Origin of the sequence: Microcoleus sp. AT3-D2, assembly GCF_036705715.1 — a bacterium.
Classification (GTDB): domain Bacteria; phylum Cyanobacteriota; class Cyanobacteriia; order Cyanobacteriales; family Microcoleaceae; genus Microcoleus.
This window is the reverse complement of record NZ_JAUBVE010000079.1, coordinates 15,511-31,702: the sequence shown is the minus strand read 5'-3', so window position 1 is coordinate 31,702 and position 16,192 is coordinate 15,511. Positions and strand designations below refer to the sequence as shown.

The window sequence follows — 16,192 nt, the reverse complement described above, 5'->3', positions numbered from 1 at the left end:
GTTTTGAACCAACACTCAATTAAACGGCTGCTCGATCGAACCCTTAATTAATTTACAAATGATTTGCGATCGCTATATTGCCGACTAGCATCAAATCCCTGGCAGTGGTAAGAATTAAACCAAACGAAAGTAATTAAGGATGCCATGTCACTTTCAACTGCACAACCCGCTCTCCTAGTCCTGGCTGACGGTACTGCTTACCGCGGCTGGTCGTTTGGCGCTGACGCCACGGTCGTTGGCGAGGTAGTATTTAATACTGGAATGACGGGCTACCAAGAAGTATTGACGGATCCCAGCTATTGCGGTCAAATTGTAACTTTTACTTATCCAGAATTGGGCAATACCGGGGTAAATCTCGAAGACGAAGAATCCTCGCGCCCGCAAATTCGGGGTGCGATCGCCCGGAACGTATGCAGCCGCCCCAGTAACTGGCGCTGCTCGCAATCTCTGCAAGACTACCTGAAACAGTACGATATCCCCGGAATTTACGGGATCGACACCCGCGCCCTCACTCGCAAAATTCGCACGGTGGGAGCGATCAACGGTGGCATTTCGACCACGATTCTCGACCAGGCGGAACTTTTGGAGCAAGTGCAAGATGCCCCCAGCATGGACGGGCTGAATCTGGTGCAGGAAGTCACCACTCGCGAGGTTTACGAGTGGTCTGAAGCCACAGATGCGGTTTGGGAGTTCAGTCCTACAGTCAAACCTGCTAACGGCAAAATGTGGACGGTGGTAGCGCTAGACTTTGGGATCAAGCGCAATATTCTGCGGCGTTTGGCGAGTTACGGCTGTCGGGTAATTGTTGTACCCGCCGACACGTCAGCCGAGGCAATTCTCAAATACAACCCGGATGGCATTTTTCTGTCCAACGGGCCCGGAGATCCGTCGGCGGTAACGGAAGGAATCGCGACTGCGAAAGCTTTGTTAAAGTCGGACAAACCCGTATTCGGCATCTGCATGGGACACCAAATTTTGGGACTTTCCTTGGGTGCAGAAACTTTTAAACTTAAGTTCGGCCATCGGGGATTGAATCATCCAGCGGGTTTAACTGAGCAAATAGAAATTACTAGCCAAAATCATGGTTTTGCGATCAACCCCGATTCTCTAGCCCCCGAAGTAGAGATTACTCATCTCAATTTGAACGATCGCACCGTAGCCGGATTGAAACATAAAACTCTGCCACTGTTCTCAGTGCAGTACCACCCAGAAGCCAGTCCGGGCCCCCACGACGCCGATTATTTATTCGATCGATTCGTGCAGTCAATGCGAGACAATCAGAAAGTAGCCAGCAGTAAGTAGTCCTTAGTCAGCAGTCATTAGTCAGTAGTCATCAGAGGCTGTTTATGTCGATCGCTTCTGACTAATGACCAATGACTAATGACTAATGACTAAAAAACTGTAGACAAAAAACCAAAAAACTCCTATAATGAAGCCTCGACTTTAAGCCATATCTAGCTAGGAGGGTGTCATTCCTGAGTCATTGACCCTGACCGTTAGCCTCAGAGGCACTCGCGAAGTCAAGAATAACTATCAGTTATTTCGCTTGACGGGCCTGCTGGACGCTTTTTCTGAGGCCACTTTTCGGAAGGTAATAAGCAAATGTATTGACGAGGGCCCAAAACACGTAATTTTGGACTTGTCTCAGATAGACTTTGTGGATAGTTCAGGCTTGGGCGCACTTGTGCAACTTGTCAAAAAAGCCCAGACCTTGGAGGGGACATTGCAAATTGTCTCAAATCCCCGCGTAACTCAGACTGTTAAACTGGTTCGCTTAGAGAAATTTTTGTCTTTGCAGCCTTCGGTTGATGAGGCGGTAAAAAACGTCAAGGATGCTTGACGCCAAAGTGAATTAAATTAGCTATCCGGTTCTCAACGCTGGATAGCAAATTTTTATTTTTGTGGTGGTAAAACAATACCTATTTTCCCAGAAGCTGCGACACGCGCCAGCCGCTATTTCCCCGATGCTTAGAGTTTCGGTGGATGGGCAGTAAAATATGTGTGGCAAACACGCGGAAAAATGGTATTGTAAAACTTCATTGAGTTTATAAGCAATTATAAACAATAATGGTATTCTATTGTTGTGAGTGTTGAACAAGGAATACGCATCGCCCAAAAAACGCAACTCTCAAATGCAACTAACACAGAGGCACATCATTAAATCAACGGAACACCGTTTCGCCCAAATAGACGAACTAGCTTTCAAGTCCAAAAACCTCTACAATGCAGCCAATTACGTCATTCGTCAGAGCTTTATTTATGGATGGGGTTATGTCAATTACAACGAAATGAACCGATTGATGAAGTCTCACGAAGCATATAAGGCTTTGCCTGCTAAAGTAAGTCAGCAAATCTTAATGGTGCTAGACAAGAATTGGAAATCGTTTTTTGAAGCCCTTAAAGCTTACAAAGCTGACTCTTCAAGATTCACGGGTAGCCCAAAATTTCCAAATTACAAAGATAAGACTAAAGGGCGAAACCTTCTCGTCTACACGATTCAAGCAATTAGTAGCAGACAGTTAAAGAAAGGAATTATCAAACTTTCCGGCACTGAGCTTTCAATTAAAACCCAACTCAATCCCAACCAGATTTGTCAAGTTAGACTGGTTCCGAAATCTGATTCCTATGTAATTGAGGTGATTTATGATGAGCCGGAGCCCACCGTCAACAAGGGTAATTCTATAGCTAGTATTGATTTGGGACTGGACAATTTAGTGGCGTTAACTTCAAATCAACCGGGATTTATCCCTTTGTTGATTAACGGGCGACCATTGAAATCGATTAACCAGTTCTACAACAAACGCAAATTCCGATTACAATCCCAGTTAAAAGGGAATCGTCAAACCTCACCCAGAATTCAGCGATTAACTCGCTGTCGTAATCAGAAAGTTGATAATTACTTGCATCATGCTAGTCGTGTGATTTTTGACCATTTGGTAGTGAACCAAATTGGAACGCTGGTAATCGGCAAAAATCCACAGTGGAAAACCGATATCAATCTCGGTAAACAAACAAACCAAAATTTTGTCAGTATTCCTCACTCTCGATTAATTGAGATGTTAGAATACAAAGCTCGCTTGGTGGGAATCACAGTAATTGTGCGGGAAGAATCCTACACGTCCAGAGCCAATTTTGTTGGTTTAGACCCAATTCCTGTTTACGGGAAAACAGAAAAAGAGCCTGTGTTCACTGGTAAACGGATCAAGCGAGGTTTGTACAAAACATCGACGGGTCAGTTAATTAATTCTGATGTGAACGCAGCGTATAACATTCTCAGAAAAGCAATCCCAAATGCCTTCAGCGATGGGATAGGGAGCTGCGTAGTTCAGCCGAGGCGGGTTAATCCGCTCAAAGTAGTAAAGTGAAGGGGGAGGGACTTGAAGCCTCCCATGTCTATAAATGACTATACTTTTGCCAGCTATAAAAATTAGAGCATCCCGATTTGGTAAAAAGCCTTTTTTAGGAGTGCCATCGTCGCGCCAAGCTTTGCCTATATATCTCGCTTCGTGATCTGAGAGCGAACAGTCCTGTAAAAGCTATAATTGCGGAAGTGACGAAAGACGAAATAAGTAAGTAACTAGAAAAACCAAGCTGTGCGGAAGTTTTATTTAAAAAAGTATGTCGCCGATCGCAGATGACGGGCTCAAACTGAGTCTGACTGATATCAGTTTAAATCGAGTGCATCCTGCGAGGGCTACACCAGCAGAAATAGAAAGAATTTCGCCCGCAGCCTGGGCCTATTTGGGAGATGCAGTATACGAACTCTACGTTCGGAGTTCGTACTTAGTCCCACCCAAAAGATTGCAAGCTTATCACGAATTGGTGGTGGGGCAAGTACGAGCAGAAACTCAAGCGCGTCACTTGCGATCGATCTCTCCTTACTTGAACAGTACAGAATTAGCTATTGTCAAGCGCGGCCGCAATGCTGCAGCGGGTCGTTCTAAGCGAGCAGATCCAGAGATATACCAACAAGCCAGCAGCTTAGAAACCTTGGTCGGATATTTGTATCTCACCGATCCCGAAAGATTGACCGAACTTCTGGCACTTTTAGATCTTGAGACTTAAAGGATTTAGCAGTTAAGAGTTGGGAATGGGGAGGGATTAATTAACCATCCTGGCACGGCTAACATAAAACCGCAAAAATCTTGATCGGCAAAACAGGATTTATCAGTTATTAACTAGCAATTTGAACACAGCAAAATCCTTGCTCCCTCGCTAGACCATCTAAAATCTCAAAGCCAAAAGATTGCTCCCTCAATCAAGAATCTCACATCTACAATCTACAATCCATTAGCCTTCAGCCAAAAATTTTTGACCACAAGAAACCCATGAGAAAATTTACCAGACCAAACTCCTCGCGATCGAATTCCGACAGCAAGCCATTCAAAAGCGAAGGCCGCCGTCAGGACTCACAACCATCCTCTCCCCGGTTTGAACGCAAGCCCCGTCCCGATACTCGCGGAGTAGACGCGCCTCAAAAGCGATCGACCTTCGCCCCCCAATCGCGAGAAATGCCCGTGCGAGCAATTTTCAAACGGAGAGTTGATGCCGACGGCCAACCGGAAATTCGCAGAAATAATCATTTCAAAGACAGAGACAGCAGCCCCCAGGAATCCAGGGGCAATTATTACCAAGACAGAGACAGAGATAGCAGCCCGCAGCCGGCCCGCAACAATTTCCGAGACAGAGACAGAGACAGAGATAGCAGCCCGCAGCCGGCCCGCAACAATTTCCGAGACAGAGACAGAGACAGCAGCCCGCAGCCGGCCCGCAACAATTTCCGAGACAGAAACAGAGACAGCAGCCCGCAGGAATCCAGGGGCAATTATTACAAAGACAGAGACAAAGACAATAGCCCGCAGGAATTCCGGGGCAACCATTTCAGAGACAGAGACAAAGACAGAGACACTCGCCCTGTTGACACTGCCTCAAATACAGTCGTGCAACCAGACGCAGACACAGACGACATGATTTACGGCCGCCATGCGGTGCAAGCAGCTTTAGAAACAAACCAAGTCCTCAACCGGATCTGGGTTGTTCCCCACCTGCGCTACGATCCCCGCTTTCATAGCTTGCTAACCGAAGCCAAAGCCAACGGCAGCATCATTGACGAAGTTGACGATTTGCGCCTTGACTACATCACGCGCAAAGCAAACCACCAAGGCGTAGCCGCTCAAGTATCAGCCTACGAATACCTGGATTTGAGCGAACTGATCGCAAAGGCTAAGTCGGCTTGCGAAGATCCAGTAATTGTGGTAGCAGAAGGACTCAACGACCCGCACAATCTAGGGGCGATTATTCGCACCGCAGAAGCATTGGGTTCTCAGGGGATGGTTATTCCGCAGCGGCGGGCTGTTGGGATTACCTCGGCAGTGAGAAAAGTGGCAGCAGGGGCCTTGGAAAGCCTGCCCGTGGCGAGGGTTGTCAATCTTAACCGGGCGCTGGAAGAACTCAAAGAGGCTGGATTCTGGATTTATGGCACTGCAGCAGGCGTCGGTCAATCTATAGAGACAGTCAAGTTCTCAGGGCCCACTGTTTTAGTGGTGGGTGGTGAAGCTGACGGTTTGAGCCTTTTGATACAGCGCGGATGTGACGGATTAGTTTCAATTCCTTTAAGGGGCCATACTCCTAGCCTGAATGTCTCGGTAGCAACGGGGATGGCTTTATACGAAATTTACCGTCAGCGCGGGCCCAAAAAGTTTCACGTACACGGATCGTAAAGGTGCTTGAAAAAAAGAGCACAACAGAGTAGTTTATTGTGGATGCCGCCCAGAATTGAGCAGCACCACACCCTGAACAAGTAAGGATAGCCGATCGACTGTCGTTACTTGTTCCGGCGAAAGTAGAAGGGGCCTAGCCCCTAGGTTCAAACAGGAATTCGACACAAATCTATTTAGATATATTTAAATAGGTTTGGATCGGTTCTTGGCAGCAGTCAGCCACGTGTAAATAACAAAAGCCTAGGCGTGTTCGCAGCACCCTGAAAACACCGTCAAATACATTAGAAAAGCAGATGAAAGAATTCTTGATTAGCTTGCTCAACTTTTTCGGATTGGCTTGGTGGGTTGAAGTTAAAACTTCAGCGCCGCGGTGCATTTACTATTTTGGCCCGTTCTTAACCGATGCAGAGGCGGAAGCTGCAAAAGCAGGATATGTAGAAGACATAGAAAATGAAGGGGCCGAAGGTGTTAGTGTTTCGATTCACCGCTGCAAACCAATTACTTTGACGGTTGCAGAAGATATGGGAAAGCTTGGTGATGGAGGGCTGTGGCCGGTTTTGAGCGGTCAGTAGCAACAGGGGAGTTTTGAGTTTTGAGAGGGCTACGCTTCCATCGCAACGCTGTGCGGTTTTGAGTTGTGATTTATAACTTCAAAACTGTTGAGTGTTGGGTGATAAATTGCTTGTGACACACTCCAAACTTAAGACTAGCAATTGCCAACTGCTTCGGGGTGACTCTCAATCCAACGATCGATGTCTGCGAGTACCCGATCGGGAATTTCCCAAGGGAACAAGTGGGCTGTATTGGGATAGCACTGCCACTGACAGTCGTGGAGGTGGCGGGCGGTTTCTAAACTGGATGCTGAGGTGATGTGCCGATCTGCCTCTCCGGCCAACACCAAGCTGGGACATTGAATGTCGGCCAGGTGCAGCAGTCGATCGTATCCAGCCCTCAGAGCGGTATTTAACGCCTTGGTGGCCGTGTTGGAAGTCTTTAGGTAGGCGGGGGTACCTGCCTGTGCTAAGTAGCGGTAAGGCGTGGCGTTATGCTGCTGTATCAAGTAGCGAAAGAGCGATCGTCTCGCAAAAGTATCAATATTCCACTGCCAACCGGGTAGGGCCCAATTGATAATTCCGGCTAAACCTGTGTAAAGGTTATCTTGCCAAGAGATGGGAGGGTGACTTCCTCGCGGTTTTGCTGCGGATGCAAGGAGAATCAAACCGGTGACTCGCTGGGGATATTTCATGGCTAATTCCAGGGCTAAAATCCCTCCCAAAGACCATCCGATTACCAAACACCGATCGACTCCTAATCTGTCTAATAGTGCTTCTAAATCGACCAGGTGATCGGTCATTTCAAAGAAAGTTGAGGTGCGGCTGTTGCCGTATCCGCGCAAGTCTGGGGCGATCGTCTGGAACCGCTTTGATAAGTGTTCTGTGAATACCGACATACAATCGCCGGAACCTGGATGGCCGTGCAAGCAAAGAATCGGAAACCCTTTGCCTTTGACGGAAACGCTGAGTTGTTGATGCGGCATTTTTTAACTGTTTGGGCGGTGCGTTGTCCCCCCTATAAATTGTATATTCCAGCGGTTAAAAGCTGGGGTTTCGGACAATGTAATCGGCAATTTTAGAAATAGACTGGCGCATTTGTAGCTCGCCGCTGCGGCTGTCAATCACAGTAATCACATAGGCCTCGTCGTCAATGCTCATCGCTAAAGTTGTGCCGAGCACCCAGGAATTTTGGCCTGTTTTTTCCCCCAACCACTGAGCTTTCGTTCCTTCCAATGCGGCAAATCCCAGAGCGTGATCGTACTGGCGGTTGAGAGTTTCTATTAATAGTTTAGCACCGGGTGTTTCGCCGTTGTAAATTTGCACCATCATTTCGGTGAGTTCGTTAGCAGTCACGCGGTTGCGACCAGAACCGGGGTTGGAGGGCATAATTCTTTCCCCCATTAATTTGAAGTTGACGCGGGTGACTTCGTAGCCGCTATTATCTAAATATTGATTGATGTAATCCGAACCCAAATAATCGATTAGTTGATTGGTGGCGATATTGCTGCTGTGATAGATCATTTCTTCTAACAGTAGCTGTAGCGGGTAATTGCGATTCGACGTAATTTTTGCCGATGCGTCTTCGGTGAAATTACCGCGATTGACGAATACTTCCTGGTTCAGACTAATTTTTTCTTTTTCGACTTTTTGCATCAGGGCGACAGCAATCGGCAATTTAATTAAGCTGGCCGGACTGATAGGAGGCACATCGCCCCGCAGGTTTACGCATTCTCTAGAAAGGTTGCAAATGCCGATCGAAGCTTGAGCCGACAAACCGCTTTCTCGGGCAAGCGCCCCCAAAAAATCAGATTTTGCTTGCTGCACTTGAAAGGTTGCTGCTGTTAAATTTTCCCGGTATTCTTGAGTTTTTGAGGCAGTGACGGAAGCTAAAAATGAACTTTGAGGAACTTCCTGCAAGTTGTTGATGGCTTGATGCCAGAAAAATTGAGTTTGCTGCGAAGATGCGATCGACTTATTGGCCTGCTGTTTAGTTTCTACGGCTCGGTTGGCTAAACGGACTGCTTGCTGTAAGTTGTCGTTAGCCCTCTTTTCTACTAATATTTGAGCTTCCACCGCTTGCAACTGCTGTAGCAGTTGTTCTTGAGGATTGGCTGCGAAGGGAACTAAGCCGGAGAGGATGGTTGGTTCTGGGGAGGGAGAGGAGGGTTGTTCTAATTCGGTGATCAGCCGATCGCGAATTTTGTAGAGTTCGTCTAGAGAACGCGGGTTAGATGATTGAGAGAATGAACTTGCGATGGTTAACATCTGAACCAGTCCAATGCCGGCTACTACTGCCGCCATCTTGTTGGCGATCGACAAAAAACGCCTGCTCTCTGGCATATTTAACATCCTCAACACAACCAAATTCTATATAAGCAGCTATTGTTACATCAGTCAAACCATTTTAGATTTTAGATAGGAGAACAAATCTAAAATCTAAAATCTAAAATAGTTCGATCGCCCCAATGTGGCAAAATAACCAAAATAAAGGGAGCGATCGCACGAAGGCAATCAACCCCCTCTAAATATTGCGAACTATCTACTTTTTGCGCCGCCGTCGCCAGTCAGCACCCAACCGCTTGAGGTAATCCCAGCCGCGTTGAGGCCAGACATGATCGCTACCGATTTTTTCGGCAATCCAGCGAGCTACTTTGGGGCCTGTCCAGTCTGCGCCATCGGGGGCAGGGCCTTGCAGCGCTTGTCGCAGTTCTTCTTGCTGTTCTGGATTCAACAAGGATTTTGCAGGAGGGGGCTGGCGGTCTCCGCTGCGATTTCTCACAGAGTTAGGCCCTTCTCGGTTGTAGCGCTGGACAATTTCTTTGGCGTAGTCGTAGTTGAGGCCTACGACTTGGGCTGCTTGTTTGATAGTCCAATTTCTGGAAACTAACAGCAGCAAGTGCCAGCGGCGCGACTCTGTGGTGTTTTGTGCCTGCCGGTAGCGAATTTTGAGTTCCTCTGCCGTCAGGTGGGATTCTAAGTGAGCTTTAGGTGGCATTCCTCCAACGGGGCATCGGGAACTTCTTACCATATATCTTTGGTTTTGGGGATAATTCCGGATGAAATTATTTTCCTGGGGATCGTGGTGGCAAATAACTAGCTTTTTTTACCCCAGATGCACGCAGCTAGTCCTAATTGAGGAAAGACTGCTGTTTTTTTGCAGGTGCGCGCAACAAAAGACCTCGGCGTGGCGGTGAGCGTTTCGAGCTTTTTTGTGAACCCCAGATTTCTGACAGGCTGTTTGACCTCTGGCACAATGGGCATGGATCGGAAAAGGTCGATCGCTATTTTCTTCGATCGCGCAGCCCCCATTAATTCACTCGGATGACTGATAACTTTCAGTCATTTTTGACTACAAAAGTCTTCTTCATACTCTGCTCCTAATTATTAGGGTATTAACCGCCATAATCTAATAGTTTTTTATCATGATTTTATATTTTTTATCATTTTTTTTGAGTATCAGGAGGCGATTGAGTTCATAAAGAATTAGCTTCAGATGCTGGTAAATATGCTCTTCAAAATAAATCAAATCTAACAAATGTGGTTTGGTTTTCTAAAAAATTAGGATTGTCTGAATATTCCCCGGAATAAAGCAGTCACAATCTGGGATTCGTTTATTTTTTATGCCATCTTTCTCTAGCATAAATTATGGGTTTGGTCGAATAGAAGCTGGGTTCTAATATTTTAGGATTTAGATTACCGAATTGGGAATGACTGATTTCCTAATGATTGTGATCTTGCGGAGACATTCTTGGAGGCAAAACCTAATTATGTAGGGATCGCATTGCACACCTTACCGCTTACTCATATTAATCTCGCGTCAAACACTTTTTGCATCAGTCCTAATACAGTTGCATTCTTGGTTTGTTAAAAGATTAGGTAAAAAACTCGATCGCTATTTTGTGTCCCGTGGGATTTTGGGAATTTAATCTATTGTATATAAAATGACCGATCGCCCGTTAGCGGAGCCCTCTTCGAGGCTCGAACTTTCGCCACAAAAATAGCGGACTTTGGCTTCGGGCTGTAAGCAGGTACAATTGCCAGTTATATTAACTGTATTGTCTCAAAGTAGAAATGATAAAGGTACGAGCATGGCATCCATCCGCGAGTTGCACCGACAACTGGTCAATAAAGAACGCTCTGCTGTGGAAATTACTCAAGAAGCATTAGACCGAATTACCCAGCTAGAGCCGAAGTTGAAAAGCTTTCTGTGCGTGACAGCAGACAGCGCATTGGCGCAGGCCCATAAAGTGGATGCCCAAATCGCAGCCGGAGAGCAAATTGGCCTGTTGGCCGGCATCCCGATCGCCGTTAAAGATAATATGTGCACCGAGGGCGTTCCCACAACCTGCGCCTCTCGGATTTTGGAGAATTTTGTGCCTCCCTACGATGCCACCGTCGTCTCCAAACTCCAAGCAGCCGGTGCGGTGATTGTGGGTAAGGCGAATATGGACGAGTTTGCAATGGGGAGCTCGACGGAAACTTCTGCTTATCAAGTTACCGCGAATCCTTGGGACTTGGAGCGCGTGCCCGGAGGGTCTTCTGGCGGTTCTGCCGCAGCGGTAGCCGCTGGAGAATGCGTCGTGAGTTTGGGTTCGGATACTGGGGGTTCAATCCGCCAACCTGCTGCTTTTTGCGGGTTGGTGGGGCTGAAACCGACTTATGGGCTGGTTTCTCGCTACGGTTTGGTGGCCTATGCTTCTTCTCTCGATCAAATCGGGCCCTTTGGCCGGACTGTTGAGGATTCGGCGATTTTGTTGGGGGCGATCGCCGGTTATGATCCGAGAGATTCCACGAGTCTTAATGTCCCAATTCCTGACTACGCTCAAGCTTTAAGACCCAGTTTGCGACCGAAGGGTCAGATTAGAATTGGTGTAATTAAAGAAACTTTTGGTGTAGGGCTGGACGCGGGGGTTAAAGACGCTGTTACTAAGGCGATCGAGCAATTTCAACAATTGGGCGCAGAAATTCAAGTCATTTCTTGTCCCAGGTTCCGCTACGGTTTGCCCACTTACTACATTATTGCTCCCTCGGAAGCTTCGGCAAATTTGGCGCGATATGATGGAGTTAAGTACGGTTTCCGGTCAAAAGACCCCGATAATCTTTTGGATATGTATGCCAAAACCCGCTCTCAAGGGTTCGGTGCGGAAGTTAAACGCCGGATTGCGATCGGCACTTACGTATTGTCGGCTGGATATTACGATGCCTATTATCTAAAAGCTCAAAAAGTTCGGACTTTGATTAAAGAAGACTTTGAAAAAGCTTTTTCTCAAGTTGATGTTTTAGTCTGTCCCACTGCTCCTACTACCGCATTTAAGGCAGGCGAAAAATTCAATGACCCTCTGAGTATGTATTTGTCAGATTTGATGACTATTCCCGTGAATCTTGCTGGTTTGCCAGCTTTGAGTTTGCCCTGCGGATTTGATGATAAAGGACTGCCCGTGGGTATACAACTGATTGGTAATGTTTTGCAAGAATCTCGGTTGTTTCAGGTGGCTCACGCTTACGAACAATCTACGAATTGGCACTTACACCACCCCGAATTGCATTAATTTTTGAAAATCGGCGGAATACGGTGGCGGAAGTTAGTAATCGATCTTGGCTAATTGTCTGAATTAATAATTTGCCATTAGCTTTTGAGCGATCTCTAATTTCCCGCGTGCTCTATCTATGAACAATCTGCTAGTATTCCTTTTGTCTAAATCGCTAATAGCTTTTGGGATAGTTTTGGCCGTTGCTTATTCTGCTGCTTGTGTATTCCTCTTTGTAGCGCAAGGTAAGTTTATCTTTTTTCCTGCGCGGGCGATCGAAACTACGCCAGATGATTTTCAGTTGAAATATCAAGATGTTTGGTTGCCAATTTCAACTAAAACAGGCGCGGTGGAAAGCGTGCACGGGTGGTGGATTCCTGCCTCGGAAAATCCCCCCAGCTCCCCCTTAGCAAGGGGTGGAGCCAGAAAGGGGGAGGCTGTTCCCTCTGTTAACACCGGAGACTCGGATACCCCCCCCAGCCCCCCCTTGCCAAGGGGGGGAGCTAGAGGAGTCGGAACGTCCCCGCAAAGTGAGAGAGGGGCCGTCGCTCCGGTTCCCGCCCTTAACAAGGGGGGGTTAGGGAAGGTAGTTTTGTATCTACATGGCAATGCTTCAAATGTGGGATCAAATGTCGAGCACGCTCATCGATTTCATCGATTAGGTTTGTCGGTATTTGTGATGGATTATCGTGGTTATGGAAAAAGCCAGGGCGATTTTCCGAGCGAATCTCAGGTTTATGAGGATGCTCAACTTGCTTGGGATTATTTGGTGCAACAGCGGGGGATTAACCCGAATCAAATTTATATCTACGGTCATTCTTTGGGAGGGGCGATCGCGATCGATCTAGCCGTGCGTCACCCGGAGGCGGCAGGGGTAATTGTAGAAGGCTCTTTTACTTCGACGCGGGCGATGGTGAATTTCCAAAAAGGGCTGTTTTGGATGTTTCCGATCGATGTTTTGCTGACACAGCGGTTTGATTCTCTTTCAAAAGTCGATCGCCTGCAAATGCCCGTGCTGTTTATTCACGGGACTGCTGACAATGTAGTTCCAGTGGAAATGACCAAAAAACTGTTTGATGCAGCACCTGAACCCAAACAGCTTTACATAGTTCCTGACGGAGGTCACACTAATGTGGCACAGATCGGGGGCGCAGAATATCTGCAAATACTGAGCCAATTTTTAGGTTCTTGAAAGTAGATAAAAGCTATTGGCGGTAACAGGTTAAGTTTGATATCTGTACCGCCTGCTCGCACTTCTAACAGTAGATATCTAAAGCAGAGCAGTTATCCCGATGATACCGCTTAGTAAAACCTTAATACATTCAGCCACCAGTCATTCAAGGCATAGCAATAATTGCAGTAATTGTTCGTGTTTATAGCTTGTTCTTTCTTAACTTCGCAGCCTCGCCGAGATATTTTTCGATCCGGCATCCGGGCGCCACAGAGATTGGCATCTGTAAGATTAGTTTTGTTCAATCTCGCATCGGTCAAGTCGGCCGATCTGAGGTCTGCACCCCTGAGATTTGCACCGCTTAAATCGGCTTCTTGGAGGTCTGCACCCCTGAGATTTGCACCGCTTAAGTCAGCAACTCTCAGGTCGGTTCTATTTAGTTTGGCGGCGCTCAAATTACTGCATTTTAAGTTAGCCAACTGGAGGGATGCGCCTCGCAGAAAACTCTCGCTGAGGTTGGCATTTTCTAAGTTAGCTCCCCTGATGTCTGCCCTGCTCATGTCGGCTTTGCTGAGGTCGGCGTCAGCCAAAAAGGCGTTTCTCATGTTGGCGTGGTTTAAATTAGCTTCCATTAAGTCAGCCGCAGTCAAGTCGGCATCAACTAAGTCGGCCCTGTTGAGAGTGGCGCGACTCAAGGAAGCGCCAAACAAATCTGCACGGCTCAAGGAAGCGCCAAATAAGTCGCATCCGGGACATCCTCTGGTTTCTAGCAACCGCTTGACTAGAGACAGATTTTGAGCTTGTAAGGGAAGTGCCGCGCAAAATGGGAGTAGCATTATCGCTGCAGTCAGAATTTTCAGTTTGATTTTGGTCATAGTCGGGGTAAGTTCTGTAACTGCCTTTCATCACCGATTTGTCTGCTGGACTTACGCGCGGGGGACCAAAAACCCGGTTTCCTCGTTAATTCCTCGCTTTGACACTCCCCAACCTAAAGGTGTGGGGATTCTTGCTTCATCCGTCCTCTCTAGGATTATTGCTAATCCCCTGTTTGGATACGTTCACAAGCGCACACGGACTGCCCGACCGCATTTGAAATGATTTACTTAATTGTTTGTTCCTCTTTCCTACACTATGTCGCACGTAGCTGAGCATTGTAGACGGGGAGAACCCAATATTGGCTATCTAGGCGTTTTATCGCGTTGCCATTTCTCTCTTAACATAGTATTCCAGAATGTGTCAAGAGAAAGCCGTCATAAAATGACGGGGCTTGTACCCAAAATTTTGGTCAAACCCAATATTCTTAGCAGAAACCGGGTTGTTGGCGCAAGTCCTAGTCTAGTGAATGGACGCGACTCGACGGTGTAAGGTTCGATCGCGCTCACGGATATTACTTACGCCTTTGGGATGAGAGCGCGCACTTCAAGGCTCCCTTGCAGCGAGCGGCGAGCTGCAGGATTCCCTGAATACCAGGGATTCGGGAGCTGGCGACGGCGGCAGCAAGTGGCTGACTCCGACAACGGATAAGTATTTGTAATCGATCCAGTTGGATTTTGCTGCCGAGGGCGATCGTTCTCCGTACAGGCGATCGGTAAATAAGCCAATTGGCTTAGACTCTTAAGACATATTGCTGATGCGCTGCCTTCTCTAAAGAAGATAGCATTTTTGTGTGATCCCCGAAATAATACCGAGCAAGGAAGTATAAAAAAAATTCCACGTGTCTCGGCGAGTGGGAAAATTGGGTATAGCTAATACTTTCAGACGAGGAAAATAGATGTCTAACAGCATAGATCAACTTGCAGAAGGCGGGAGGGGGATCAAACTCCTGTGGCAGATTGCAGACGAGATCAATTACACCCGGACTCTCGACAATCGAAATTGTTTGTCGCTTAGCAAAAATTACGAAGTAGAAGGTCGCAATCGCTCCCAAAATATAAAAAAAGCTAGCGTTTTAGATGGGTTAATGAATTTATTAAACACCTGGGATTGGCAGACTGAAACAGAGCAGGAAGAAGAGCTGCATGAAACTTGTGTTCAACATATTAGCCTGCAAGTCAACACAGATGTCAATGCTTTAACTCAAGTTTTGTTGTGGTTTGAGCAGTTGAAAGATTTATCGCTCCCCAATGAGGTTTGGTGGAAGTTTCAGTTGGCGTTGGCTGAAGGTTTCACTAATGCCGTTCGCCACGCTCACAAATATTTGCCAGTAGAAACTCCTATTAAACTGGAAATTAGGGTGTTTAACGGACGGTTGGAACTCAAAGTTTGGGATTGCGGGCCGTGTTTTGATTTTGATGCTAAGGTGAAGGAAATTCTGGCAGCAGATAGAAATAACGGCTTGGATTTAGAGGTTTTGAACGATGCTTGCTTGATGCCTAGCAGACAGAAAACTTTGGAACCGTCTCTATTTCTAATTGCTGGGTAGCTTTGGGGTGAGGGACAATTAACAGACTGGCACGGTGAAAAATGTGTTATTCTAAAAACGGTGTTAGGGGAAAAGTTACGGGTTTTGTCTCCGCGTGGGTGAGGGGTTTTGGATACTGCCTACCTGCTGCGGCTTGGGTTAAGAGCTATGGTCTTGGGTGACTCTATAGCGGTTCGATTGGAACGGGTGCATCTGTCTCATTAAATATTAAAAACTAAACATTAAAAGTTAAAAATTATTCACACTAATTTTTGAGCTTTTAATTTATCATAGTATCTGGTAGCTCACCAATTACTAATGATTTCCAAAGAAACTTTATTTGTTCTGTCTCTATTTCCCTACTTGGGATTTCTCTGGTTTTTGACTCGATCGGGAAAAACACCCCGTTTAGCTCTGATGGGATTTTATGGCACTCTCGTTTTTGTAGCGGTGACTATTCCCGCCGCAATTTACGCAAAAGTTGCCTACAACGAGTCGCTAGCAAATGTCGATTGGCTCCACGGTTCTGCGGAACTATTCTTAACACTTGCCAATATTTTATTAGTTTTAGGCTTTAGGGAAGCCGTGATTAAAGCCAAAGCATCGTCACAGAAGGGCGGCGAGGAGCAAGAGTGTCTTTTAGATGGGGGAGAATAGCCGGGCTCATCTCAGTTTGGTATTTACTCTCTGCAGAAATGCTCCAGAATAGCTGCAATTACCAGTTAACTGTTGACATAGCAGTTTGTGAGCCGCCAACCTGCAAAATTTTAGGAAAGTATTAGAATATATGGAAACTCACATCAAGCAATTCTAGTGTC

Annotated in this window: 13 protein-coding genes and 1 pseudogene; 10 read left to right on the top strand and 4 right to left on the bottom strand. The window is 46.7% G+C overall.

The genetic code is table 11. The annotated features are described in order from the left end of the window. The first annotated feature begins 144 nt into the window (after nucleotides 1-144). From carA to QUB44_RS25415, 6 genes and pseudogenes are all read left to right on the top strand, one after another. Nucleotides 145-1,302 carry a glutamine-hydrolyzing carbamoyl-phosphate synthase small subunit gene (gene carA, locus QUB44_RS25440; RefSeq protein WP_333371870.1) on the top strand — a complete coding sequence of 386 codons (1,158 nt, stop codon included), beginning with the start codon at nucleotides 145-147 and terminating at the stop codon, nucleotides 1,300-1,302. Between the two features lie 181 nt (nucleotides 1,303-1,483). After that, on the top strand, nucleotides 1,484-1,840 hold the full coding sequence (locus tag QUB44_RS25435; protein ID WP_333037230.1) for an STAS domain-containing protein: 357 nt from the start codon (nucleotides 1,484-1,486) through the stop codon (nucleotides 1,838-1,840). A 292-nt stretch (nucleotides 1,841-2,132) separates the two neighbouring features. Further along, a pseudogene (locus QUB44_RS25430) lies at nucleotides 2,133-3,403 on the top strand (RNA-guided endonuclease InsQ/TnpB family protein). A 215-nt stretch (nucleotides 3,404-3,618) separates the two neighbouring features. After that, on the top strand, nucleotides 3,619-4,065 hold the full coding sequence (locus QUB44_RS25425) for a ribonuclease III domain-containing protein (RefSeq protein ID WP_333121505.1): 447 nt from the start codon (nucleotides 3,619-3,621) through the stop codon (nucleotides 4,063-4,065). Between the two features lie 263 nt (nucleotides 4,066-4,328). Continuing rightward, complete coding sequence (rlmB, locus tag QUB44_RS25420; RefSeq protein WP_333371868.1) at nucleotides 4,329-5,720, top strand: 23S rRNA (guanosine(2251)-2'-O)-methyltransferase RlmB; 1,392 nt, start codon at nucleotides 4,329-4,331, stop codon at nucleotides 5,718-5,720. A 293-nt stretch (nucleotides 5,721-6,013) separates the two neighbouring features. Next, the gene (locus tag QUB44_RS25415) at nucleotides 6,014-6,292 is read left to right on the top strand and encodes a DUF1816 domain-containing protein (RefSeq protein ID WP_333371866.1); all 279 of its coding nucleotides are present in this window, start codon (nucleotides 6,014-6,016) and stop codon (nucleotides 6,290-6,292) included. A gap of 134 nt (nucleotides 6,293-6,426) precedes the next feature. On the opposite strand, the gene QUB44_RS25410 is transcribed toward QUB44_RS25415, so the two are convergent. The 3 genes from QUB44_RS25410 to QUB44_RS25400 form a co-directional block, all read right to left on the bottom strand. Beyond that, nucleotides 6,427-7,257, bottom strand: coding sequence for an alpha/beta hydrolase (locus tag QUB44_RS25410; protein ID WP_333371864.1), 831 nt, complete (start codon nucleotides 7,255-7,257; stop codon nucleotides 6,427-6,429). Nucleotides 7,258-7,312: 55 nt separating this feature from the next. Beyond that, complete coding sequence (locus QUB44_RS25405; RefSeq protein ID WP_333371862.1) at nucleotides 7,313-8,614, bottom strand: serine hydrolase; 1,302 nt, start codon at nucleotides 8,612-8,614, stop codon at nucleotides 7,313-7,315. Between the two features lie 199 nt (nucleotides 8,615-8,813). Next, a complete protein-coding gene (locus QUB44_RS25400) occupies nucleotides 8,814-9,269 on the bottom strand; it encodes a helix-turn-helix domain-containing protein (RefSeq protein ID WP_333371861.1) in 456 nt (151 codons plus the stop codon). A gap of 1,093 nt (nucleotides 9,270-10,362) precedes the next feature. Between QUB44_RS25400 and gatA the strand changes: the two genes are divergently transcribed. Continuing rightward, nucleotides 10,363-11,823 (top strand): Asp-tRNA(Asn)/Glu-tRNA(Gln) amidotransferase subunit GatA, encoded by a 1,461-nt coding sequence (gene gatA / locus QUB44_RS25395; RefSeq protein WP_333371859.1) that lies wholly within the window; start codon nucleotides 10,363-10,365, stop codon nucleotides 11,821-11,823. A gap of 118 nt (nucleotides 11,824-11,941) precedes the next feature. After that, nucleotides 11,942-12,994, top strand: a complete 1,053-nt coding sequence (locus QUB44_RS25390) for an alpha/beta fold hydrolase (protein ID WP_333371857.1) — start codon at nucleotides 11,942-11,944, stop codon at nucleotides 12,992-12,994. 110 nt (nucleotides 12,995-13,104) lie between these two features. Here the strand turns inward: QUB44_RS25390 and QUB44_RS25385 are convergent, their stop codons facing one another. Further along, nucleotides 13,105-13,809, bottom strand: coding sequence for a pentapeptide repeat-containing protein (locus QUB44_RS25385; protein WP_333371855.1), 705 nt, complete (start codon nucleotides 13,807-13,809; stop codon nucleotides 13,105-13,107). A gap of 935 nt (nucleotides 13,810-14,744) precedes the next feature. Here QUB44_RS25385 and QUB44_RS25380 point away from each other — a divergent pair. Continuing rightward, entirely contained in the window at nucleotides 14,745-15,395 is a 651-nt protein-coding gene (locus QUB44_RS25380) for an ATP-binding protein (protein ID WP_333167115.1), read from the top strand. Nucleotides 15,396-15,692: 297 nt separating this feature from the next. After that, nucleotides 15,693-16,031, top strand: a complete 339-nt coding sequence (locus QUB44_RS25375; protein ID WP_333073253.1) for a DUF3593 domain-containing protein — start codon at nucleotides 15,693-15,695, stop codon at nucleotides 16,029-16,031. The last annotated feature ends 161 nt before the right edge of the window (nucleotides 16,032-16,192 follow it).